The sequence below is a fragment of the Heliomicrobium sulfidophilum genome, assembly GCF_057715735.1.
The window spans coordinates 1,577,290-1,600,316 of record NZ_JBVTZZ010000005.1 but is presented as its reverse complement, the minus strand read 5'-3'; the positions used below and the strand labels follow the sequence as shown (position 1 = coordinate 1,600,316).

The window sequence follows — 23,027 nt, the reverse complement described above, 5'->3', positions numbered from 1 at the left end:
AATCCCAAGCCATTGTTGGGCAACCTTTCGCTTCATCGCAAAGCCAACCCACAATATGAAATTTTAGCACCAAGTGTTCGGAAATGCAAGCGGTTTTTGCTTTGTATTTGAAAATTTCGCGGAAAATCTGCGGAAAGCGGGCTGTTGGCGTGCGGATTCTGACCAAGTGCCTACGGTTACCGCGCGGGTCCTCTTGTGATGCCGATGAAGATTCGCGATTTAATTCTCGCTTTGATCGCGGGGGCTGGCGGCGCCCTTCGCTAAGAGCTCCGCGGCGGCTCGCTTGTCGGCTGCGCTAGGGGCGCCAAAAAATTTTGGGTAGTATGCATGTCGATGGCGCCCTTTAACGCTTCGCCTCCGCGCTCTCTCTTCGCCGCTCCGCTCAAATCGCTCAGACCGCCGCCAGCCCCCTGCTTTGCGGTGATTCGAAGGAAGTAACTGGCTGGCGATTCCGATTTATCGCCTGATTAAACCGAGTGGTGAAAAATCGAAACCAGAAGCCCTGAACCACCACTAGCGAATACTGGCCTGACGTCAATGATTATGCTGTGAAATCTCCTCATAGTGAAATCTCCTCATAACAGGTCGCACACACCAATCTGCCGAATACCCCTGGGGTAACCAACATAACGAATTAGGGCTACCGGCATTGTAGCAGATGCTTAGAACGAAACCACAAATCAAGAGGGGTGGCATTGAGAGCAATTGGATGCTGCGACAGTTTAGCCATAAAGGTGGCAAACACCTGGGAATCCACTAAGGTGTTTGTGGATAGATAGATAAGGGGTGCCGTCTAAGCGCCGTGCAACAATTTGTTTTTATGGAAATATCAAGAAATTAGACTGCGTCATCTCATATCTGTGCTATAATTATCGCGGGGGGTGACGGAATGACAGACAGGGAACTACTGTTGCAGATCTTGGATCGTCAGAATGAAATGTACCAGATTCTTCGTGCGATAGAGGCCAACCAAGCGACAGGCAGAGCAGAACTGGTGGCAGTAGCAGATCGAGTGGTACAATTAGAGCGTGGCCAGAGCCGAGCAAGACAAGTTGTAGCGGACGTAGCCGCCATATTGACCGCCGAAGCTAAGCCGGGTGCATGACACTCGGTTTTATTCATTTTAAATATGTACCGTAACCCCACCTAACTACATTCACCAAAAACCACGTTTACCTCAGCCTGCGTGCCAGTAGATCCGCCCGGCTGCACCGCTGCCGTTACAGCACTGCCAATACTATCGCCGGACAGCAGCACTTTGTAAATTAGAAACAGCCCACTCCACCGCAAACCGCCCACGTGGCACCGGGTGCGCCAGCGGGGTGAGCGGTTTGAGCGGAGCGGCGAAAAAGAAAGTGAGATGGCGGAGCGGAAAGGACGCCATTGACATGCAGAAAAAACCCGAGAGACTTTGGCGTCCGAGCGGAGCCGACGAACGAGCCGCCGCGGAGCTCTTAGCGAACCCCGCTGGCGCACCCGCGCCACCCTTCGGCATTTCAATGGACTCGGGAAACCGATTTTTGCAAGGACGACGATAGGACAACTATAGGACGGGCTATAAAAAGAAGCGACCGGATCGCCTGAATGATTCAGGGACCCGGTCGCTTTATAGCCGTGTGGCGATCGATTACTCGATGATACCGGTGACAACACCGGCGCCGACGGTCCGGCCGCCTTCGCGGATAGCGAAGCGGAGGCCTTCTTCGATGGCGATGGTTTTGCCGAGCTCGATGGTCATCTTGATGTTGTCGCCAGGCATGCACATTTCAACGCCTTCAGGCAGTTCGATGAAGCCGGTGACGTCGGTAGTCCGGAAGTAGAACTGGGGCCGATAGCCGTTGAAGAACGGGGTGTGGCGGCCGCCTTCTTCTTTGGACAGGACGTAGACTTCGGAGGTGAACTTGGTGTGGGGCTTGATGGAACCGGGCTTAGCCAGAACCTGGCCGCGCTCGATGTCTTTCCGTTCAACACCGCGCAGCAGGGCGCCGATGTTGTCGCCGGCTTGGGCGAAGTCGAGGAGCTTGCGGAACATTTCAACGCCGGTGACGACGGTCTTGCGGGTGGCTTCAGCCAGACCGACAAGCTCGATTTCTTCGCCGACTTTGATTTGACCGCGCTCGACGCGACCGGTGGCAACGGTGCCGCGACCGGTGATGGTGAAGACGTCTTCAACGGGCATCAGGAAGGGCTTGTCGGTGGCGCGCTCGGGGGTGGGGATGTACTTGTCAACTTCGTCCATGAGCGCCCAGACCTTGCCGCACCATTCGCACTCGCGCTTGCCGCAGCCGCACTCGAGGGCTTTCAGGCCGGAACCGGCAACGATGGGAATGTCGTCGCCAGGGAACTCGTAGGAGGAGAGAAGTTCGCGAACTTCCATCTCGACCAGTTCCATCAGTTCGGCGTCGTCCACCATGTCGGCTTTGTTCAGCCAGACTACGATGTAGGGAACGCCGACCTGGCGGGCCAGCAGGATGTGCTCACGGGTCTGGGGCATGGGGCCGTCAGCAGCAGAGACAACCAGGATCGCGCCGTCCATCTGGGCAGCGCCGGTGATCATGTTTTTGATGTAGTCGGCGTGACCAGGGCAGTCCACGTGGGCGTAGTGACGGTTGTCGGTTTCGTACTCGACGTGAGCGGTGTTGATGGTGATGCCACGCTCACGCTCTTCGGGAGCAGCGTCGATTTCGTCGTACTTTTTGAAGGCAGCTCCACCGACTTTGGAGAGAACCAGGGTGATGGCAGCGGTGGTGGTGGTTTTACCGTGGTCAACGTGACCGATGGTGCCGATGTTCACGTGCGGCTTGGTGCGCTCGAATTTGGCTTTTGCCATTTCGTACTCATCCTTCCTTTTCAGGCTTAAGGATTATTCGTGAGGGCAGCTTGACCACCCTCTATCCGGCGAAAATCGCCTGTGGCGATTTAGCCTTTACGTTTCGCGATGATGCCTTCAGCGATGTTGCGGGGCACTTCCTCGTTGTGGCTGTACATCATGACGTACTGGCCACGACCTTGGGTGCGTGAACGCAGGTCGGTAGCATAGCCGAACATCTCGGACAAGGGAACGAAGCCGCGCACCACTTGGGTGTTGCCGCGCGCTTCCATGCCTTCGATGCGGCCCCGGCGGGAGTTGATGTCGCCGATGACGTCGCCCATGTATTCCTCAGGAACAGTGACTTCGACTTTCATCACCGGTTCGAGGATGACAGGCTTGGCTTTTGCGGCACCTTCCTTGAACGCCATGGAGCCAGCGATCTTAAAGGCCATTTCCGAGGAGTCCACATCGTGGTAGGAACCGAAGACCAGGGTGACGCGGAAGTCAACTGTCGGATAACCGGCTAAGACGCCTGTTTCAGCGGCTTCACGGATCCCGTTATCGATAGCGGGGATGTATTCACGAGGAATGACGCCACCAACGATCTTGTTGACAAATTCGTAGCCTTCACCAGGCTCGCGCGGTTCGATCTCGATGACGGCGTGGCCGTATTGACCGCGACCGCCAGACTGACGAACGAACTTGCCTTCCGCTTTGGCTTTGCTGCGAATCGTTTCCTTGTAAGCGACCTGGGGACGTCCGACGTTGGCTTCGACCTTGAATTCGCGCATCATCCGGTCGACGATGATCTCCAGGTGGAGTTCGCCCATGCCGGAGATGATCGTCTGACCCGTTTCATGGTCAGTGGACATGCGGAAGGTCGGGTCTTCTTCGGACAGACGCTGAAGGGCGATGCCCATCTTGTCCTGGTCAGCCTTTGTCTTCGGTTCAATGGCAACGTGGATGACCGGGTCAGGAAACTGCATCGACTCGAGGATGATAGGCTGTTTCTCATCGCAGAGGGTGTCGCCCGTCGTGGTGTCCTTCAGGCCGACAGCGGCGGCGATGTCGCCGGTGTAGACCTCGGCGATCTCTTCCCGGTGGTTGGCGTGCATCTGGAGGATGCGGCCGATCCGTTCCTTTTTGCCCTTGGTCGAGTTGTACACGTAGGAACCGGAACTCAGCTTGCCCGAGTAGACACGGAAGAAGGCCAATTTGCCCACATAGGGGTCGGCCATGATCTTGAAGGCCAGTGCGGAGAAGGGCTCTTCGTCGGAAACCTCACGAACATCTTCTTCACCGGAGTCAGGATTGACGCCCTTGACGGCAGGGATGTCGATCGGCGCCGGCAGGAATTCAACGACGGCATCGAGCAGGGGCTGTACGCCTTTGTTCTTGAAGGAGGAACCGCAAAGAACAGGGATCATCTTGACGGCCAGGGTGCTCTTACGAACGCCGTTGCGGACTTCCTCTTCGGTCAGCTCTTCCCCTTCAAGGTACTTCATCATCAGTTCCTCGTCAGACTCGGCGACCGCTTCCAGCAGTTTTTCCCGGTATTCGGCGGCGATATCGACGAGGTCCTCGGGGATCTCGGTGACATCGCTCGTCTTGCCCAGGTCATCGACGTAGATCATGGCTTTCATCGTGATCAGGTCGACGATGCCTTTGAATTGGTCTTCCGAGCCGATGGGAATCTGGATGGGCACAGGGTTGGCGCCCAAACGTTCCCGGATCATGCTGACGCCGCGGAAGAAATCGGCGCCAATGCGGTCCATCTTGTTGATGTAGGCGATCCGGGGAACACCGTACTTGTCAGCTTGGCGCCATACTGTTTCCGACTGCGGTTCAACACCGCCGACGGAACAGAAGACGGCGACGGCCCCGTCCAATACCCGCAGGGAACGTTCGACTTCAACGGTAAAGTCCACGTGGCCGGGCGTATCGATGATGTTGATACGGTGGCCTCGCCATTGGCAGGTCGTAGCGGCAGAGGTGATGGTGATGCCACGCTCTTGTTCTTGAACCATCCAGTCCATGGTGGCAGCGCCATCATGGACCTCACCGATCTTGTGCACCCGGCCTGTGTAGAACAGGATGCGCTCGGTGGTGGTCGTCTTGCCGGCATCGATGTGGGCCATAATGCCGATGTTCCGTGTTTTATCTAACGGAAACTGTCTAGGCACGCTCGTTCCCCCTTTCTGTCGGATCTCAGGTCCTGGCGGGACTCTGTTTGTTTACCAGCGATAATGGGCGAAGGCCTTGTTGGCTTCGGCCATCTTATGAGTATCTTCTTTTTTCTTCACGGCGCCGCCAGTGCTGTTGGCGGCATCCATGATCTCTCCAGCCAGTTTGTCAATCATGGTCTTGCCGGAACGCTCGCGAGAGTACTTGATGAGCCAACGCAGGCCCAGCGTCTGGCGGCGTTCGGGACGAACCTCGATCGGCACCTGGTAGTTGGCGCCGCCAACGCGGCGAGCCTTGACTTCCAGGAGAGGCATCACGTTTTTCAACGCGGCTTCCAGGACTTCCATGGGGTTCTTGTTGGTCTTTTCCTTGATCACATCAAGGGCGCCATACAGAATGGCCTCGGCAGTGCTCTTTTTCCCATCCAACATAATTTGGTTTGCCAGTTTCGTGACAACCTTGGAGTTGTAAATCGGATCGGGGAGCACTTCACGCCGGGCGACAGATCCTCTTCTCGGCATCGGATTCTCCTCCCCTCATTACCTCTTGCCTTTGGCAGCGCCCTTAGCAGCCGTAGCGGCGCCTTTTTTCGGGCGTTTGGTGCCATATTTCGAACGGCCCTGGTTACGGTTCTGGGTACCGGCGGTATCCAGAGCGCCACGAACGATGTGGTAGCGCACACCGGGGAGGTCTTTCACCCGGCCTCCGCGAACCAGAACGACGGAGTGCTCTTGAAGGTTGTGCCCGATGCCGGGAATGTAGGCGGTCACTTCCACCCCATTGGTCAAACGCACCCGGGCCACTTTGCGCAGAGCCGAGTTCGGCTTCTTAGGAGTCGTCGTATAGACGCGAGTGCAAACCCCACGCTTTTGCGGACACTCTTTCAATGCCGGAGCGGTCGATTTCTCCGTGAGAACTTCGCGGCCTTTGCGGATCAACTGGCTAATCGTTGGCATGAACATCCACCTCCTTCCCGGAATTCTTCTTACAACTCACCCATGCGTATCGTCAGTGAAGAAATTATCTACTCAGCCACAATGGCCGCCGACGCCGAGCCAACCTTGATGTTGCAAGCCAGGCCAAGCGCCTCCATCGAATCCACGTTGATAACGGGAATCGCTTTTTCTTCACACAGCTTCATTAAAGGATTCACCAGATGGGGGTCGGCGTCTCCGGCAACATAGACCAGCTTGACCTGTCCCTTCTCCACCGCCTTCAGGGTCTGCTTGGTGCCAACCGTCTTCTGGCGGGCCTGTTTCAAGCGCTCCAAAGGCATAGTAAGCCTCCTTTAACGAATCACACACTTGATTATAGTACCACTTCCAAAGATGCGTGTCAACAAAAATGCTGTTAATCCCGCTGTCTCTGACGATTTTAGGAATAAGGGCCGATTTGGCAGCGCCTGAACCGGCCCTCACCCATTCTTTCGTTTTCTTCTCTTAGGCCATGTCCTCTTCGATGAACTCGTCAGGCATCTCATCGCCATCCATGAGTTGGATGTTGCGGTAGCGCGACATGCCGGTCCCCGCCGGGATCAGTTTGCCAATAATGACGTTTTCTTTGAGCCCGAGGAAGGGATCCACCTTGCCCTTGATGGCGGCTTCGGTGAGCACCCGCGTCGTCTCCTGGAAAGAAGCGGCCGAGAGGAAGGAGTCGGTGGCTAGGGAGGCTTTGGTGATGCCCAGGAGGATGGGGCGGGCCGTGGCCGGTTCGAGACCGGCTTCGATGGCCTTCAGGTTCTCGGCCTCGAAGTCGGCGATGTCGATAAGACCGCCGGGGAGCAGGTCTGTATCGCCCGGTTCTTCCACCTTCACCTTGCGCATCATCTGGCGGACCATGACCTCGATGTGCTTGTCGTTGATATCGACGCCCTGGAGACGGTAGACGCGCTGGACCTCCCGCAACAGGTAGGTTTGGACGCCCTGGATCCCCTTAACGCGCAGCATGTCGTGGGGGTTGACGGAGCCTTCCGTCAGCTCGACGCCGGCTTCCACCCGCTGGCCATCTTCCACCTTCAGTCGGGAGTTGTAGGGGATGGCGTAGTGGTGCTGTTCGCCGTCATCGGTGACGATCTCGATGTCCTTGCGCCCCTTGTTCTCGACGATCCGGATGATGCCGTCTTGCTCGGCGATGATCGCAAGGCCTTTCGGCTTGCGAGCCTCGAAAAGTTCCTCAACCCGCGGCAGACCTTGGGTGATGTCGTCGCCGGCGACGCCGCCTGTGTGGAAGGTCCGCATCGTCAACTGGGTCCCCGGTTCGCCGATGGACTGGGCGGCGATGATGCCGACCGCCTCGCCGATCTCGACGGAGCGTCCGGTGGCTAGGTTGCGGCCGTAGCAGCGGCGGCAAACGCCATAGCGGGTGCGGCAGGTCAATACGTTGCGGATATAGACGGAATTCTGTTCGAGCTTGCCCTGTTTGATCAACTGATCGATCCGTTCGGCTGCGTCGGCCTGGATCTCTTCGTTGTACTCGGCGAGCTTTTCACCTGTTTCCGGATCGATGATCTCTTCCAGGGCGTAGCGGCCGGTGAGGCGATCGGTCAGTTTTTCAATGACCTGCTTGCCGTCAACGATGGCTTCGACGGGGATGCCTTCGTGGGTGCCGCAGTCGATTTCCCGGACGATGACATCCTGGGAGACGTCTACGAGACGACGGGTCAGATAGCCCGAGTCGGCTGTCCGCAGCGCTGTATCGGCGAGGCCTTTTCGGGCGCCGTGGGTGGAGATGAAGTATTCCAATACGGTGAGGCCTTCGCGGAAGTTGGCCTTGATCGGCAGGTCGATGATGCGGCCCGACGGGTCGGCCATCAAACCGCGCATCCCGGCGAGCTGGCGGATCTGCTGGATGTTGCCGCGGGCGCCGGAGTTGGCCATCATGTAGACGGGGTTGAACTTGTTCAGCGTGGCCATCAAGGCCTGGGTGACGCCGTCTGTCGTCTTGTTCCAGATGTCGATGACCTTCTGGTAGCGTTCTTCCTCGGTGATCAGACCCCGGCGATACTGCTGCTCTACCTTTTCAACGCCGCTGTCAGCCTCGCCGATCAGGCGTCTTTTCTCTTCAGGAACCTCCACGTCGGTGATCCCGACGGTGATGCCAGCGCGGGTGGAGAAGGTGTAGCCGAGCTTCTTGATGCCGTCAAGCATGGCTGCCGTTTCACTGATCCCCAACTTGTCATAGCAACGGGCGACGATGTTACCCAGTTGCTTCTTGCCGACCACCTCGTTGACGTAGCCAACCTTTGGCGGGATGACGCTGTTGAAGATCAGACGCCCCACGGTTGTCTCGAAACGGCCTTGCTGGTAAGCAGCGCGTGTTTCCGGTTTGGCATACTCGATCGCTTCTAGCACGCGGGCCGTAGGCCGGACGCGGATGCGAGCTTGTAGGTTGACGCTCTTGGCATCATAGGCGGCGATGGCTTCATCGGGGCTGGCGAAAATCATGCCTTCACCCTTGGCGCCTTCTCGTTCGATGGTCAGGTAGTAAGCGCCGATAACCATGTCCTGGGTCGGTGTGGCGACAGGTCGGCCATCCTTCGGGTTGAGGATGTTGTGGGCCGACAGCATCAGGTTGCGCGCCTCGGCTTGGGCTTCAGCAGAGAGGGGCACGTGGACGGCCATCTGGTCGCCGTCGAAGTCAGCGTTGTAAGCCGTACAGACGAGCGGGTGAATCTGCAGCGCCCGGCCTTCAACGAGAACCGGTTCAAAAGCCTGGATGCCGAGACGGTGCAGGGTCGGCGCCCGGTTAAGCAGGACGGGGTGCTCAGCGATGACGTCCTCTAAGACATCCCAAACCTCGTTTTTGACGCGCTCCACCATCCGCTTGGCGCTCTTGATGTTGTGGGCGTGGCCGTCTTCGACGAGCTTTTTCATGACAAAGGGCTTGAACAGTTCCAGCGCCATCTCTTTGGGGAGGCCGCACTGGTGCAGTTTCAGTTCGGGACCGACGACGATGACGGAACGACCGGAGTAGTCGACCCGTTTCCCGAGCAGGTTCTGACGGAAGCGGCCCTGTTTGCCTTTGAGCATGTCAGAGAGGGATTTGAGGGGGCGGTTACCCGGTCCCGTCACGGGACGGCCGCGGCGGCCGTTGTCAATCAGTGCGTCAACAGCCTCTTGTAGCATCCGCTTTTCGTTGCGGACGATGATGTCAGGCGCGCCGAGATCGAGGAGTCGCTTGAGGCGGTTGTTCCGGTTGATCACTCGCCGGTAGAGATCGTTCAAGTCAGAGGTGGCGAAGCGTCCGCCGTCGAGTTGCACCATGGGGCGAAGTTCCGGCGGGATGACAGGGACGACGTCCATGATCATCCAATCGGGACGGTTGCCGGAATTTTTGAAGGCCTCCACAACCTCCAGGCGGCGGATGGCGCGCACCTTCCGCTGACCTGTCACCTCTTTCAATTCCTGGCGCAGTTCGCGGCAGAGTTGATCCAGATCCATCTCGACGAGCAGTTCTTTGATCGCTTCGGCGCCCATGCCGGCGCGGAAGCGGTTACCGTATTTTTCCCGGTGTTCCCGGTATTCCGTCTCCGTAAGGAGCTGCTTTTTCATCAGCGGCGTGTCGCCCTGTTCGATGACGATGTAGGCGACAAAGTACAGGACTTTCTCCAGCGAACGGGGCGACATGTCGAGCAAAAGGCCCATCCGACTTGGGATGCCCTTAAAGTACCAGATATGGGAGACAGGCGCTGCCAGTTCGATATGGCCGAGGCGTTCCCGGCGGACCTTGGAGCGGGTGACCTCGACGCCGCAGCGGTCACAGACGATGCCCTTATAGCGGACCCGTTTGTATTTGCCGCAGTGACACTCCCAGTCGCGGGTTGGGCCAAAGATCCGTTCACAGAACAAGCCATCCCGTTCCGGTTTGAGGGTCCGGTAGTTGATGGTTTCCGGCTTCTTCACTTCCCCGCTCGACCATTGCCGGATCAGATCCGGTGAAGCCAGGCCGATGCGCATGCGGTCGAAATTATTGACATCGAGCAACGGATTCTCTCCCTTCCGGGTTGTCACCTTTGGGCGGATCAGTCTTCTTCCAGTTCTTCCAAGGCATCCTGCAGGAAGCCGGCGGCGAAATCGATCTCCTCTTCATCATCCATCTCATCGGGCGATACGGGCTCGCCAGCCGTTTCCGGCTTATCTTCGCCTTGGATGTCGATGCCGAGTTCTTTGGCCGTCTCGGCCACATCTTCCTCAACTTCCTTGATCTCGATTTCCCGTTCGTCTTCTGAGAGGATTTTGACATCCAAGCCTAAGCTCTGCAGTTCTTTGATCAATACCTTGAAGGATTCGGGCACGCCCGGTTCGGGGATGTTCTCGCCCTTGACGATCGCTTCGTATGTTTTCACACGACCGACCACGTCGTCCGACTTGACGGTGAGGATCTCCTGCAGGGTGTAGGCGGCCCCATAGGCTTCGAGCGCCCAGACCTCCATCTCGCCGAAACGCTGGCCGCCAAACTGAGCCTTTCCGCCCAGGGGCTGCTGCGTGACGAGCGAGTAGGGACCAGTCGAACGAGCATGGATCTTGTCGTCAACGAGGTGGGCCAGTTTTAACATGTACATGTAGCCGACGGTGATCGGGTTATCGAAAGGCTCGCCGGTCCGTCCGTCATAGAGGATCGATTTGCCCAGGGGCACAGCCGCCATCGTCTCGCGCAGACCCTCGGTCCGGGTGTCCGTCAAGGCCACCTCGTTCGCCTTGGGCAGACCCGCCTTGGTGAGGAATTCGAAGATATCATCTTCCGTGGCGCCGTCGAAGACCGGCGTGGCCACGCGAATTCCTTTATCTCCGCTAGGTGTGCCATCAGCGAGAAAACCGCGATCCATGTGCTTGGAAGCCCAACCGAGGTGGGTCTCCAGGATCTGGCCGATGTTCATCCGCGAGGGAACGCCCAAGGGGTTGAGGACGATCTCGACAGGCGTGCCGTCAGCCAAGTAGGGCATGTCAGCTTCCGGCATGATCCGGGAGATAACGCCCTTGTTCCCGTGGCGGCCGGCCATCTTGTCGCCCTCGGAGATTTTCCGCTTCTGGGCGATATAGACGCGCACCAGTTGGTTGACGCCCGGCGCCAGTTCGTCACCGTTTTCCCGGGAAAAGACTTTGACATCGACGATCTTACCGGCTTCCCCGTGAGGAACGCGCAGGGAGGTGTCGCGCACTTCCCGCGCCTTTTCACCGAAGATGGCTCGCAGGAGCCGTTCTTCCGCCGTCAGTTCCGTCTCGCCTTTGGGGGTTACCTTGCCGACGAGAATGTCGCCGGGGCGGACCTCGGCGCCGACGCGAATGATGCCCCGATCGTCCAGGTCTTTCAAGACCTCGTCGCCCACGTTGGGGATGTCGCGGGTGATCTCTTCCGGTCCCAGCTTGGTATCTCGGGAATCGCATTCATATTCTTCAATATGAATGGAGGTGAAGTAGTCCTCTTTGACGAGCTTTTCGTTGACCAGGATGGCGTCTTCGTAGTTGTAGCCTTCCCAGGTCATGAAGGCGACGAGGACGTTGCGGCCGAGAGCCAGTTCGCCCTGATCGGTCGAGGGACCGTCGGCGATCGTCTGACCGGCCTCCACCCTTTGGCCTTTATGGCAAATCGGTTTTTGGTTGATGCAGGTTCCCTGGTTCGAACGGAGGAACTTGAGCAGTTTGTGATGTTCTGTCGTGCCGTCGTCACAACGGATGAAGATCTCGTCACCGGTGACCCGTTCCACGTAGCCAGCTTTGCGGGCGATGGCGCAGACACCTGAGTCGTAGGCAGCTTTGAACTCCATCCCTGTGCCCACATAGGGGGCGTCAGTGCGCAAGAGGGGCACAGCCTGGCGTTGCATGTTGGCGCCCATCAAGGCGCGGTTGGCGTCGTCATGCTCCAGGAAGGGGATCAAGGCAGTGGCGATGGAGACGACTTGTTTGGGCGAGACGTCCATATAATCGACCTTTTCGACGGGGACGACGAGGATGTCGTGGCCGTGGCGGGCGTTGACCCGCTTTTCTTTGAAACGCCCTTCTTCATCGAGGGGGGCGTTGGCCTGGGCCACGATATACTTGTCTTCCTCATCGGCGGTCAGGTAGTCGATCTGTTCGGTGACGACGCCGCGCTCCTTGTCGACCTTGCGGTAGGGCGTCTCAATGAAGCCAAATTCGTTGATCCGCGCGAAGGTGGACAGAGAGCCGATCAGGCCGATGTTGGGACCTTCCGGCGTCTCGATGGGACACATCCGTCCGTAGTGGGAGTGGTGAACGTCGCGGACCTCGAAACCGGCTCGTTCCCGCGAGAGACCGCCAGGACCGAGGGCGGAGAGGCGGCGCTTGTGGGTCAGCTCGGCCAGGGGGTTCGTCTGGTCCATGAACTGCGAGAGCTGGGAGGAGCCGAAGAACTCCTTGATGGCGGCCACGACAGGGCGGATGTTGATCAGCACCTGCGGCGTGATGACCTCCACGTCCTGGATCGTCATGCGCTCGCGGACAACCCGCTCCATCCGTGAGAGGCCGATGCGGAACTGGTTTTGCAACAGTTCGCCGACAGAGCGGAGGCGGCGGTTGCCCAGGTGGTCGATATCATCGGCCCGTCCCTCGCCCTGCATCAGCTTGAGCAGTTCCCGGACGGCGGCGATGATGTCCTCTTTGGTCAGGTGGCGGATCTCCCGTTCCACGCTGACGCCGAGGCGTTTATTGATTTTATAGCGCCCTACCTTGGCCAGGTCGTAGCGCTTGGGATCGAAAAAGAGGGTCTCCAGCAGGCTCCGGGCGCTGTCCACCGTCGGAGGCTCGCCGGGACGGAGGCGTTTATAAATCTCAACGAGCGCTTCTTCCGTGTTTTCCGTGTTGTCCCGTTCCAGGGTGATCCGGATCCGCTCGTCGCCGTCAAAGAGTTCATGGACCTGGGCGTTGTTGGAGTAGCCCAAGGCCCGGATGAGCACCGTAGCCGGCAGCTTGCGGGTGCGGTCGATGCGCACGAAGACGTTGTCATTGATATCGGTTTCGAATTCCAGCCAGGCGCCGCGGTTGGGGATGATGGTGGCGCCGAAGAGCTTCTTGCCGCTGGGCGGGTCGATGGCTTCATTGTAATAGACGCCAGGCGAGCGGACGAGTTGGCTGACGATGACCCGTTCAGCGCCGTTGATGATGAAGGTGCCTTTGTCCGTCATCAACGGGAAGTCTCCCATAAAGACTTCCTGTTCTTTGACCTCGCCCGTCTCTTTGTTGATCAGGCGAACTTTGACGCGCAAAGGGGCCGCAAAGGTGACATCGCGTTCCTTGCATTCTTCCACGCTGTATTTGGGGTCACCCAGGGCATAGTCAATGAACTCCAGGATCAGGTTCCCGGTGAAGTCCTGGATGGGCGAGATATCGCGGAACATCTCGCGCAAGCCCTCTTCGAGAAACCAGCGATAGGAGTTCTGCTGGATTTCTATCAGATTGGGCATGTCCATGACTTCCTGGATGCGGGCAAATGTCCATCGCTCGCGAGGCCCACATTGCACAGGATATACCATCCGATTCACCTCTTGTATCGTGATAGCAAAACAAAAGAAACACCAGTTCGAGGGTCTGTCTTCACCTACCCTCTACGACCGGGTTTCTTTTTTACGATTGCGGCAATAGACTCCCTCCCCGGCGAGTCCACCCAGGTTCCCCCTCATATCCGGGTATTCTACCCTGTCGAAACCGAAAATATTCCCGGTAGATGCGCCCACACCGGAGCTTAGGCTCCAAATACGAGCACGATCGCAAGATATAATATTAGCATAAGAGGCGCGATCTGTCAATTACAGTGGACCGTTGCCAGAAAAAAAATTGGAGTGAAAAAAAGCAGGACGGAGGGGATCCGCCCTGCTTTTTTTCGAGATGTCACTGAAGCGAAATTACTTAACTTCGACGGAAGCGCCAGCTTCTTCAAGCTTCTTCTTGATGGATTCGGCTTCTTCTTTGGCGATTTTCTCTTTGACGGCTTTAGGAGCGCCATCAACGAGGTCTTTCGCTTCTTTCAGGCCCAGACCGGTGATTTCACGGACAACTTTGATGACGTTGACTTTCTTGTCGCCAGCGGCTTTCAGGATGACATCGAATTCAGTTTGCTCTTCAGCGGGAGCAGCAGCGGCGGCGGCCACAGGCATGGCGGCCATGGCGACGGGAGCAGCAGCGCTGACGCCAAATTCTTCTTCGAAGGCTTTGACCAGTTCGGCCAGTTCGAGAACGGTCAGGCCTTTGACCGCTTCGATGATTTCATTGATCTTGCTCATGGTATTGAATTCCTCCATTTAATAATTTAATATTAGGCGCTTTCCTTCTGTTTGCGCAGGTCTTCCAGGGCGTAGCCCAGTTTGCGGATGGGACCTTGCAGAACATTGACCAGGCCGACGAGGGGCCCTTGGATGCCGGCGAGGACCTGAGCCAGCAGGACTTCGCGCGACGGCAGGTCAGCCAGAGCCTTGACGCCATCAGCGGTGATGACCTTGCCTTCGACAACGCCGGCTTTAATGGCGAAGTTCTTGTTCTTGGTCGTCTTGACGAATTCCGTCAGTACCTTGGCGGGAGCGACGGGATCCTCAATACCGAAGGCGATCGCGGTGGGACCTTCGAGGTAAGGATCCAGGCCTTGGATGCCGAGTTCATTGGCGACGATGCGGGTCAGGGTGTTTTTGCAGACCTTGAACTCCACGCCGGCCTTGCGGAACTCGTTCCGCAGGTTGGTGGCTTCCTTGACGGTCATCCCCCGGAAGTCAGCCAGTACACAGGACTTGGCTTTGCCCATGGTTTCTCTGATCTCGGAGAGTTGTACAGCTTTTTGTTCTTTATTGGCCATGCGGGTTGTTTCACCCCCTTTGCGGTGAGAAAGCGGAAAAGCCTCCGCTGCAGACAGCGGAGGCTTGGTAACAAAATGGACCCCGATGAAGGCGACACAAGGCCGCTTCACTGGTTATCTTGACCAATCACCTCGGCAGGTGTTTTCACATTAAGCCGCGTCACCGCGGCGCCTGCTGTCTACAGCGAGTCTTTTCAATTTTCATGTGTCAGGTGACTGTATCTATCCTAATCATCAGCCTTCCGGTTGTCAAGCCGGAATTTACTGTTGGACCTGAACGGCATGAGGCTTCAGCGGGTTGATGCGAACGCCAGGGCTCATCGTCGACGACAAGGTGATGCTCTTGATGTACTGGCCTTTTGCCGCCGCCGGTTTCGCCTTGATCAAGGTGTCCAGCAGGGTCTGATAGTTCTCCAGCAGCTTCTGGGCATCGAAAGAAGCCTTGCCGATGGGGGCATGAATGATCCCCGTCTTGTCAACGCGGTATTCGATCTTACCAGCTTTGATCTCTTGGATCGCCCGGGCCACGTCAAAAGTGACGGTGCCGGTCTTCGGGTTGGGCATCAAGCCCTTGGGACCGAGCAAACGGCCCAGTTTGCCGACGAGACCCATCACGTCGGGCGTGGCGACAGCCACGTCAAAGTCCAGCCAGCCGCCCTGAATCTTTTCGACAAGATCCTCGGCACCAACAGCATCAGCGCCGGCAGCTTCGGCTTCTTTGGCCTTATCGCCTTTGGCGAAGACAGCCACTTTCCGGGATTTGCCGGTGCCATGGGGCAGAACGACAGCGCCCCGGATCATCTGGTCAGCATGGCGCGGGTCGACGCCGAGCCGGAAGGCGGCTTCCACCGTCTCATCAAACTTGGCGGTAGCCATCTTCTTGACCATTTCCATCGCCTCTGGCGCGTCCAGGACTTGATCCCGGTCGACCAGTTTGGCATGTTCCAGATACTTTTTCCCGTGTTTCGGCATGTTTTATCCTCCTCGTGGTGTTGGCGGGCCTTTGCCCTCCCACTGGGTCAACGCGATTAGGCTTCGACGATCTCGATGCCCATGCTGCGGGCGGTGCCCTCGATCATGCGCATGGCCGACTCGACACTTGCCGCGTTGAGGTCTTTCATTTTCAATTCGGCGATCTCACGCACTTTCGTGCGGTTGACCTTGCCGACTTTTTTCTTGTTGGGCGTGCCAGAAGCGGTTTCAATGCCAGCTGCTTTTTTCAGCAGTACGGCGGCCGGGGGCGTCTTGGTCACGAAGGTGAAGGAACGGTCTTCATACACCGTGATTTCCACCGGGATGATCAGGCCGGCTTGGGCCGCGGTAGCTTCGTTGTACTGCTTGCAAAAGGCCATAATGTTAACCCCATGCTGGCCCAGGGCAGGACCGACCGGGGGGGCGGGGTTCGCTTTACCGGCGGGACATTGCAGTTTGACGACTGCGACGACTTTCTTAGCCATTAGATAGTGCCACCTCCTTCTCTTGGTCTAGTGGTCATGCTTATACCTTTTCTACTTGTGAAAAATCAAGCTCGACGGGCGTCTCCCTACCAAACATGGAGACGAGCACCTTCAGCTTGCCTTTTTCCGGCTGAATGTCTTCGATGGTGCCGATAAAATCCTGAAAAGGCCCGGAGATCACCCGCACGTTCTGCTTGAGCTCATAATCGTGGCGGGTCCGCGCCTCATCAAGGCCCATCGATTTCAGGATGTGAGCCGCTTCGCCAGGCTGCAAGGGAATCGGTTTTGTTCCCGGTCCCACAAAGCCAGTCACCCCAGGCGTATTGCGCACCACATACCAGGAGTCGTCGGTCATGATCATCTCAACGATGACATAACCGGGGAAGACCTTGCGCTTCGTCACCTTGCGCTTGCCGTTCTTGATCTCGACCTCGTCTTCCATGGGGACCAGGATGCGAAAGATCTTGTCCTCCATGTTCATCGATTCGACACGGCGCTCCAGGTTGGCCTTCACCTTATTCTCATAGCCGGAGTAAGTATGGATCACGTACCACTGTTTTTCCATGGTCACTTGATCAACGCTTTCAGGCCGAAGCCCAGCGCTTCGTCGACGATGAAAATCAACGTCCCTACGAAGACGACGGCCGTAAGGACGACACCGGTGTAGGTGATGACTTCCTGCCGAGTCGGCCAATGGACCTTCTTCATCTCGCTGGCTACGCCGCGGGCGAAGTTCTGGGAGCGCTCCATTGTTGAAGAACGTGTAACAGCGGGTTTTTTTGCCGGCTCCCCTTTTTTGGTTGCATCCTTCTCCAGGGTTGCTTTGGTCGTTTTTTCTGTTTTCTCGACCTTTTCAGGCTTATCCGTTTGTTTTATCTCGCCCACCGGAACTCCCTTCCTCAAACACCGATTCGCCGCAAGCCATGGCAATACCCACGTCCAGCGGATTTGGGATGTCGACAGAACTGTTCGTGAGCGAAGACTTACTTGGTCTCTTTATGGACCGTCTGTGTCTTGCACCACTTGCAGTACTTCTTCAATTCGACACGATCCGGATCGTTCTTTTTGTTCTTGTTCGTCATGTAATTCCGGCGCTTGCACTCCGTGCAGGCCAGGGTAACACCGACACGCATTGCGACACCTCCCCCGTTGCATTGACAAAACCACCCGTACCGGGTGGTCCGAATTTGCCCATTACTCACATTACTTTAGCACAAGCAAAAACGGAAGTCAACAACATTCCCGGGTGGTTCCTGCCAGCGCTGGGGCATAAAAAAGAGGGCATTCACTACAAAGTATGCCCTCGGGTTGGTGTCTTTATCCGGCTAAAATCCACCCTCCCTGGGCGGATCACTTGGGATCATCCACAATGATCTCTTTGGTCAATAAGCGGACTTCACGAGCCGGGCAACGGTCGCGCATCGCTCCGGCCAGCCGTTCTTCGTCGCGGTTTTCTAGATATTTTTCCAGCTTACGCTTGACGCGCTGCAGGGCGTTGTCGATGGACTTGACATGTCGCTTGAGGTCGACGGCGATCTCCTGGTAGGACTTGCCCTCTAGATAGGACATGAGCACCTTCCATTCGAGGGAGCTCAGGATCTCACCCATCTTTTCTTCGATATCGTCGAACTCCTCGCGGCTGATGATCAGCTCTTCTGGATCGGTAATTTTCGTGCCCGAGATCACGTCCAGCAACGTCCGATCGGAGTCCTCGTCATAGATCGGCTTGTTCAAGGAGACGTAGGAGTTCAAGGGGATATGCTTCTGACGGGTCGCCGTCTTAATGGCTGTGATGATCTGTCGGGTGATGCAGAGTTCGGCAAAGGCGCGAAAGGACGATAGCTTATCACAGCGGAAGTCGCGGATGGCTTTGTAGAGGCCGATCATCCCTTCCTGAATGATGTCCTCCCGATCCGCCCCGATCAAAAAGTAGGACCGCGCTTTGGCGCGAACGAAGTTCTTGTATTTATTGATCAGGTATTCAAGGGCTTCTTCATCGCCCTCTTTAGCCAATTCTACGACTTCTTCGTCCACGAGTTGCTCAAAGTCGTCCAACAGTTCTCTCTGGGCATTCACACTCACGCCTATCGCCCCCACTATTGAGTTTCCCTTCGAATCGCCCGATTCGTGTGAAGCCCTGTTCCGCTTGAAGGCGGGTTGTCCTTTGGGAACAACCTCATTATACCCGAAGGTCTTTTTGACCGTCAAGGACTCGCCCCCAATCATCGGCAGTTTTAGGAGGTCAGGCCGCGGCGCATCTGCTCCAGTCTCCGGCGGATCTCTTCGTCAAGGCGGCTGTCTAGGCGGTCATCCCCCACGCCTCCTTGGAGGCGTTGTTTTTTTTCCTGTGTCGACGCCTTGACCTGGGCGTGGAGTTCCCGCACGGGGAGCCGGCAGGCGCCTCGGCCAAGGGCGATGGCTTGTTCGACGGCATCGCCCGTAGCCACCCAGACGTTGCCGCGAACCTGCCGTCCCAGCAGGCGCTCGATGTAACGGTCAGCCGTCTCCTCTTCGCGGGTGTAGACGACGCGGGCGCCGGCCCGCTCCTCGACTCGCTCTTTGCCCCCCTTCACATGGTGGGCGTCGAAGACGATGATCAGACGAAGCCCCTGCATGGCGGCGTATTCGATGAGGATGTCGATCAGTTTGTCTCGGGCGTGATCGAAGCTGCGGGCGCGCAGGTCATGCAGGTCGGGCCAGGCGTTTAAGGCGTTGTACCCGTCGACAATCAGGGTGTCTTTCATTGTCCAATGCGTTATTGCGGCGCGGGCGCGACGGCCTGGACCTGGATTTGGCGGACGCGCTCATACATGAGCAGCGCGCCGGCAACAGAGGCGTTGAGGGATTCCACCTTGCCTCCCATGGGGATCGAGACGAGGTGATCACAGTGTTCCCGCAGAAGGGGGCTGATGCCTTTGCCCTCACTGCCGACGATGAGTCCCACGGGGCCGGTAAAGTCTTGGCGATAATAGGGCTGGGGCGCATCCATGGCGCTTCCGATGATCCACAGGCCCGCCTTTTTCAGTTGTTCCACCGTCTGGACGAGGTTGGTCACCCGGGCGATGGGGACGTGCTCAACGGCGCCGGCAGAGGCCTTGGCAACGGTGCTGGTGATGGCGCCGCCGCGCCGCTTGGGGATGACGACGCCATGGGCGCCGGCGCCGTCAGCGGTGCGCAGGAGGGCGCCGATGTTATGGGGATCTTCCAAGCCGTCCAGGAGCAGGACGAAGGGCGGTTCCCCTTTGGCTTTTGCTTTCTCTAAGATCTCCTCGACCTCCACATAGGCGACGGGCGCCACATGGGCGATGATGCCCTGGTGGTGGCGCGCCTCTTGGTCAAGGACGACCCGCTCCAGTTCGTTGATGGGGATGCCTTTGTCGCGGGCTATGCCGAGGATCTCCCGGATGGAGCCCTCGCGGGCGCCCTTGGCGACGATGATCTTGTTGATGGCGCGGCCGGCTTTCAGCGCCTCCATGACGGGATGGCGTCCGGCCAGTAGGTCTTCGCGCTCCTCCGGCTCGGGTCTTTCCACGGGCGCAGGACGCAGGCGCGGTTTTGCCGATTGGCGACCTTGACGGTCATCGCTTTTTGCGAAGGGTTTGCCAAATTCCCGGCGTTCTCTAAATTCTCCGGTCGTGGGACCTTTGCGGAAGTCGCGGCGGTCGCCCGGCTCTCCAGCGGCGGGACCCTTGCGGAAGTCGCGGCGGTCGCCAGGAGCGCCGACGCCCGGACCTTTGCGAAAATCACGGCGGTCGCCGGGTTCGCCGGTTCCCGGACCCTTGCGAGCCCCCCGGTTTTCCTTGGGTCCTTTCCCAAAGGGCTTTTCACGGGAAGGAAGTTGTCTGTCCCTCTTCATACTACTTCGGCTCCATTTCCTTCATGCCGGGAAGTGTGTCACTTCCGCAGCCTCTTTCATTTCCCCGCTTGTCCAGCCACAGGGCGAGTTGCTCCCGCAGGAAGGGCAAGCGCTCCGGCCGGACAAGCGACCAGTATCCCACAAGGCATTCAAAACCTGTCGACAACCGGTAGGTCGTCACATCGGTTGATTTGGGAGAACGACCTGAGTCGGCGTTGCGGCCGCGTCGCACCCATTCCCGTTCCTCCTCGTCGAGGAGTGGCTCCAGGCGGCGCAACAAGGCAACCTGCGAGGAAGCGCGGACGAGTTCGACTGCCTGCTTGTGCAACTGGGCCACCTTGACGACGCCGGCCTCGATGAGGGACCGGCGTACCCACAGTTCATAGACGGCATCGCCCAGATGAGCCAGGGCCAGGGGCGACGGCAGTTCGGCCGGGACGCTGCCGCGCCAGTCTTTCCAGCCGCCGCCCAACGGTTCTTTTTCCACGGTCAGCTCTTCTTCCAGCGGGCGCCCTGGGGTGTATCCTCGATGACGATGCCCAGTTCCTTCAGGCCGTCACGGATCCGGTCGGCGGTCGCCCAGTCTTTTTTCTTCCGGGCCTCGGCGCGGATGGTGATCAGCAGGTTCATGAGGCCGTCGACGGTGCTGTCGTCAGCTGCTGCTGCTTCTGCCGCCAGGTCGATGCCGAGGACGCCGGTCAGTTCATCGAAGGTTTCGCCCACCTGGTGCAAGAGTTGCCGATCTTCCGGCACCAGGCGGGAGCCGCCGTGCAGGAAGGTGTTCGCCTCCCGGGCAAGGTCAAAGAGCATGGACAGGGCAAGGGCGGTGTTGAAGTCGTCATCCATGGCCTCACGGAAACCGTTTTTCGCCGTCACCCGTTGTTCTTCTAGCTTTTCCCGCTGGCCGGCCGGTCGTTCCTGTCCCTCTTTGTCGCTAGCAGCGAGCGTCTCTTCGATAAGGCGGCGGCTGGTGCGCAGGCGTTGCAAGCCTTTTTGGGCCGCTTCCAGCTTGCTGTCGTCAAAGTCAAGGGGGCTGCGGTAGTGGGTGGAGAGGAGGTAGAAGCGGATGACATCGCCGGGGAATTTTTTCAGGATCTCCCGGAGGGTGAAGAAGTTGCCCAGTGACTTGGACATCTTCTCCTGGTTGACGGTGATAAAGCCGTTGTGCAGCCAGTAGCGGGCCATGGGGGCCATGCCGGTGCAGGCTTCCGACTGGGCGACTTCGTTTTCATGGTGGGGGAAGATCAGATCCTGTCCGCCGCCGTGAATGTCGAAGGAGTCGCCGAGGTATTTGCGGGACATGGCGGAGCACTCGATATGCCAGCCCGGCCGCCCCTGACCCCAGGGGCTTTCCCAGGAGGGCTCTCCGGGCTTCGCCCCTTTCCAGAGGGCGAAGTCCATGGGGTGACGCTTGCGCTCGTTCACATCGACGCGGGCGCCCGCTTGCAAATCCTCCAGGGAACGGCCCGAGAGCTTGCCGTAGTCCTTGAAGCTGGGGATGGAGAAGTAGACATCACCGTCCAGTTCGTAGGCGTGGCCCTTTTCCACCAGCCCTTCGATCATGGTGATGATCTCGGTCATGTGGGTGCTCACCTTGGGGTGGACGGTGGCCGGACGCACGTTGAGCGCTTTGGCGTCGCGGTAGTATTCTTCCACAAAGCGGGCGGCCATGGCGATGGGATCTTCGCCAATCTCATTGGCGCGGTTGATGATCTTGTCATCGATGTCGGTGAAGTTCTGGACGTAGTCAACCTCATAGCCCACATGCTCCAGGTAGCGGCGGACCGTATCGAAGACGACGAGCGGCCGGGCATTGCCTAGATGGATATAGTCATATGTTGTGGGGCCGCAGACATACATGCCGACGCGGCCAGCCTTATGCGGAACAAACGTCTCCTTTTCCCGGCTGAGGGTGTTGTAGACTCTCAGGCTCACTGTGGTTCTCCTCCAGTTGCGCGATCCGTTCTTCGAGATGGCTGATCTTGCGCTGCAGGCAGAAGATCATCTCGGCCACCGGATCGGGCAGTTTGTTGTGTTCCAGGTCGACGAGTTGGCGTTCCCGCACATTGACGCCGTCGCGGACGACGATGCGCCCAGGAACGCCGACGACGGTGCAGTTGGGCGGCACCGGTTTCAAGACGACTGAGCCGGCACCGATCTTGACATTGTCACCGATGGTGATCGAACCGAGCACCCGCGCGCCCGATGAGACGACGACGTTGTTGCCGATGGTCGGGTGGCGCTTGCCTTTTTCCTTGCCCGTCCCGCCGAGGGTGACGCCCTGGTAGATGGTCACGTTGTCGCCCACTTCGGCCGTCTCGCCGATGACGACGCCCATGCCATGGTCGATGAAGAGGCCCTCGCCGATCTTGGCGCCCGGGTGGATCTCGATGCCCGTGATGAAGCGCACCACCTGGGAGAGGAAGCGGGCCAGGACGACCCATCCTTTTTTGTAGAGCCAGTGGTTCAACCGGTGCAGCAAGATGGCGTGAAAGCCCGGGTAACAGAGGACGACCTCCCAAACCGACTTTGCAGCGGGATCCCGTTCGAAGATGACTTGGATGTCTTTGCGGATGCGAGCCAGCATTGTCAGTTTTCCCCCTCTGTCATAAAAAGTGAAGAAAATAGAAAAACCCTTCCCTCTGTCAAAGGACAGAGGCGAAGGGCGGTTCGCGGTTCCACTCTGTTTGGTCCAATGGACCATCTCAAGCCGACGCCATGGGGCGACGCGGCAGGCCGGTAACGGGGCCAAGCCGTCCAGACCTACTCCATTTCGGTCCGGCGATTCCCGGGCGCACGGCCACCGCAAAACAACCCCGGTCGCTTCCAGCCAAGGCGACCTTCTCTGGTGGGGATTTGAGGTGGAACCTCCCGTTCCTCATCGTTGTAGCCGATTCGTTTTTGCCGAATTTGCGGAGCGGCT

General features: G+C 58.1%; 20 protein-coding genes and 1 other annotated feature. All 20 genes read right to left on the bottom strand.

The annotated features are described in order from the left end of the window. Window positions 1-1,627: 1,627 nt before the first annotated feature. A complete protein-coding gene (tuf, locus tag AC0CW1_RS13260) occupies window positions 1,628-2,830 on the bottom strand; it encodes an elongation factor Tu (RefSeq protein ID WP_488183499.1) in 1,203 nt (400 codons plus the stop codon). Window positions 2,831-2,919: 89 nt separating this feature from the next. Continuing rightward, window positions 2,920-4,995: an elongation factor G gene (gene fusA, locus AC0CW1_RS13255; protein ID WP_488183497.1), complete on the bottom strand. Its 2,076-nt coding sequence runs from the start codon at window positions 4,993-4,995 to the stop codon at window positions 2,920-2,922. Window positions 4,996-5,046: 51 nt separating this feature from the next. Continuing rightward, window positions 5,047-5,517, bottom strand: a complete 471-nt coding sequence (rpsG, locus tag AC0CW1_RS13250; RefSeq protein WP_161258775.1) for a 30S ribosomal protein S7 — start codon at window positions 5,515-5,517, stop codon at window positions 5,047-5,049. 18 nt (window positions 5,518-5,535) lie between these two features. Next, a complete protein-coding gene (rpsL, locus tag AC0CW1_RS13245) occupies window positions 5,536-5,952 on the bottom strand; it encodes a 30S ribosomal protein S12 (protein ID WP_488183496.1) in 417 nt (138 codons plus the stop codon). 68 nt (window positions 5,953-6,020) lie between these two features. Continuing rightward, the gene (locus tag AC0CW1_RS13240; protein WP_488183495.1) at window positions 6,021-6,272 is read right to left on the bottom strand and encodes a ribosomal L7Ae/L30e/S12e/Gadd45 family protein; all 252 of its coding nucleotides are present in this window, start codon (window positions 6,270-6,272) and stop codon (window positions 6,021-6,023) included. A 163-nt stretch (window positions 6,273-6,435) separates the two neighbouring features. Next, a complete protein-coding gene (gene rpoC, locus AC0CW1_RS13235) occupies window positions 6,436-9,978 on the bottom strand; it encodes a DNA-directed RNA polymerase subunit beta' (RefSeq protein ID WP_488183494.1) in 3,543 nt (1,180 codons plus the stop codon). A gap of 38 nt (window positions 9,979-10,016) precedes the next feature. After that, the gene (gene rpoB, locus AC0CW1_RS13230; RefSeq protein WP_488183493.1) at window positions 10,017-13,481 is read right to left on the bottom strand and encodes a DNA-directed RNA polymerase subunit beta; all 3,465 of its coding nucleotides are present in this window, start codon (window positions 13,479-13,481) and stop codon (window positions 10,017-10,019) included. A gap of 369 nt (window positions 13,482-13,850) precedes the next feature. Beyond that, a complete protein-coding gene (rplL, locus tag AC0CW1_RS13225; protein WP_488183492.1) occupies window positions 13,851-14,228 on the bottom strand; it encodes a 50S ribosomal protein L7/L12 in 378 nt (125 codons plus the stop codon). Between the two features lie 32 nt (window positions 14,229-14,260). Next, a complete protein-coding gene (gene rplJ, locus AC0CW1_RS13220; protein ID WP_488183491.1) occupies window positions 14,261-14,791 on the bottom strand; it encodes a 50S ribosomal protein L10 in 531 nt (176 codons plus the stop codon). Window positions 14,792-14,816: 25 nt separating this feature from the next. Next, window positions 14,817-14,994, bottom strand: a sequence feature (ribosomal protein L10 leader region). Window positions 14,995-15,052: 58 nt separating this feature from the next. Next, window positions 15,053-15,763 (bottom strand): 50S ribosomal protein L1, encoded by a 711-nt coding sequence (gene rplA / locus AC0CW1_RS13215; protein ID WP_488183490.1) that lies wholly within the window; start codon window positions 15,761-15,763, stop codon window positions 15,053-15,055. A gap of 56 nt (window positions 15,764-15,819) precedes the next feature. After that, window positions 15,820-16,248, bottom strand: coding sequence for a 50S ribosomal protein L11 (gene rplK, locus AC0CW1_RS13210; RefSeq protein WP_488183489.1), 429 nt, complete (start codon window positions 16,246-16,248; stop codon window positions 15,820-15,822). Window positions 16,249-16,288: 40 nt separating this feature from the next. Beyond that, complete coding sequence (gene nusG, locus AC0CW1_RS13205; protein WP_161258845.1) at window positions 16,289-16,813, bottom strand: transcription termination/antitermination protein NusG; 525 nt, start codon at window positions 16,811-16,813, stop codon at window positions 16,289-16,291. A gap of 2 nt (window positions 16,814-16,815) precedes the next feature. After that, complete coding sequence (gene secE, locus AC0CW1_RS13200) at window positions 16,816-17,133, bottom strand: preprotein translocase subunit SecE (RefSeq protein WP_488183488.1); 318 nt, start codon at window positions 17,131-17,133, stop codon at window positions 16,816-16,818. A 98-nt stretch (window positions 17,134-17,231) separates the two neighbouring features. After that, on the bottom strand, window positions 17,232-17,381 hold the full coding sequence (gene rpmG / locus AC0CW1_RS13195; RefSeq protein WP_161260715.1) for a 50S ribosomal protein L33: 150 nt from the start codon (window positions 17,379-17,381) through the stop codon (window positions 17,232-17,234). A 217-nt stretch (window positions 17,382-17,598) separates the two neighbouring features. Next, the gene (gene sigH, locus AC0CW1_RS13190) at window positions 17,599-18,330 is read right to left on the bottom strand and encodes an RNA polymerase sporulation sigma factor SigH (protein WP_488183487.1); all 732 of its coding nucleotides are present in this window, start codon (window positions 18,328-18,330) and stop codon (window positions 17,599-17,601) included. Between the two features lie 152 nt (window positions 18,331-18,482). After that, complete coding sequence (locus AC0CW1_RS13185; RefSeq protein WP_488183486.1) at window positions 18,483-18,992, bottom strand: NYN domain-containing protein; 510 nt, start codon at window positions 18,990-18,992, stop codon at window positions 18,483-18,485. Between the two features lie 11 nt (window positions 18,993-19,003). Further along, window positions 19,004-20,104: a 23S rRNA (guanosine(2251)-2'-O)-methyltransferase RlmB gene (rlmB, locus tag AC0CW1_RS13180; RefSeq protein ID WP_488183485.1), complete on the bottom strand. Its 1,101-nt coding sequence runs from the start codon at window positions 20,102-20,104 to the stop codon at window positions 19,004-19,006. Between the two features lies 1 nt (window position 20,105). Beyond that, window positions 20,106-20,591 carry a Mini-ribonuclease 3 gene (locus AC0CW1_RS13175; RefSeq protein WP_488183484.1) on the bottom strand — a complete coding sequence of 162 codons (486 nt, stop codon included), beginning with the start codon at window positions 20,589-20,591 and terminating at the stop codon, window positions 20,106-20,108. Window positions 20,592-20,593: 2 nt separating this feature from the next. After that, window positions 20,594-22,033, bottom strand: a complete 1,440-nt coding sequence (cysS, locus tag AC0CW1_RS13170) for a cysteine--tRNA ligase (RefSeq protein WP_488184157.1) — start codon at window positions 22,031-22,033, stop codon at window positions 20,594-20,596. Then, complete coding sequence (gene cysE / locus AC0CW1_RS13165; RefSeq protein WP_488183483.1) at window positions 21,981-22,691, bottom strand: serine O-acetyltransferase; 711 nt, start codon at window positions 22,689-22,691, stop codon at window positions 21,981-21,983. The genes cysS and cysE overlap by 53 nt, the downstream gene beginning before the upstream one ends. Window positions 22,692-23,027 lie beyond the last annotated feature (336 nt).

Excerpts from the sequence above, each read along its gene's own strand:
- AC0CW1_RS13240 (WP_488183495.1), bottom strand. The coding sequence starts at position 6,272 with ATGCCTTTGGAGCGCTTGAAACAGGCCCGCCAGAAGACGGTTGGCACC.
- cysE (WP_488183483.1), bottom strand. The coding sequence starts at position 22,691 with ATGCTGGCTCGCATCCGCAAAGACATCCAAGTCATCTTCGAACGGGAT.
- tuf (WP_488183499.1), bottom strand. The coding sequence starts at position 2,830 with ATGGCAAAAGCCAAATTCGAGCGCACCAAGCCGCACGTGAACATCGGC.
- rplL (WP_488183492.1), bottom strand. The coding sequence starts at position 14,228 with ATGAGCAAGATCAATGAAATCATCGAAGCGGTCAAAGGCCTGACCGTT.
- AC0CW1_RS13185 (WP_488183486.1), bottom strand. The coding sequence starts at position 18,992 with ATGAAAGACACCCTGATTGTCGACGGGTACAACGCCTTAAACGCCTGG.
- rpsL (WP_488183496.1), bottom strand. The coding sequence starts at position 5,952 with ATGCCAACGATTAGCCAGTTGATCCGCAAAGGCCGCGAAGTTCTCACG.
- rpmG (WP_161260715.1), bottom strand. The coding sequence starts at position 17,381 with ATGCGTGTCGGTGTTACCCTGGCCTGCACGGAGTGCAAGCGCCGGAAT.
- rpsG (WP_161258775.1), bottom strand. The coding sequence starts at position 5,517 with ATGCCGAGAAGAGGATCTGTCGCCCGGCGTGAAGTGCTCCCCGATCCG.
- rplJ (WP_488183491.1), bottom strand. The coding sequence starts at position 14,791 with ATGGCCAATAAAGAACAAAAAGCTGTACAACTCTCCGAGATCAGAGAA.
- rlmB (WP_488183485.1), bottom strand. The coding sequence starts at position 20,104 with ATGAAGAGGGACAGACAACTTCCTTCCCGTGAAAAGCCCTTTGGGAAA.
- rpoB (WP_488183493.1), bottom strand. The coding sequence starts at position 13,481 with ATGGTATATCCTGTGCAATGTGGGCCTCGCGAGCGATGGACATTTGCC.
- nusG (WP_161258845.1), bottom strand. The coding sequence starts at position 16,813 with ATGGAAAAACAGTGGTACGTGATCCATACTTACTCCGGCTATGAGAAT.
- rplA (WP_488183490.1), bottom strand. The coding sequence starts at position 15,763 with ATGCCGAAACACGGGAAAAAGTATCTGGAACATGCCAAACTGGTCGAC.
- rplK (WP_488183489.1), bottom strand. The coding sequence starts at position 16,248 with ATGGCTAAGAAAGTCGTCGCAGTCGTCAAACTGCAATGTCCCGCCGGT.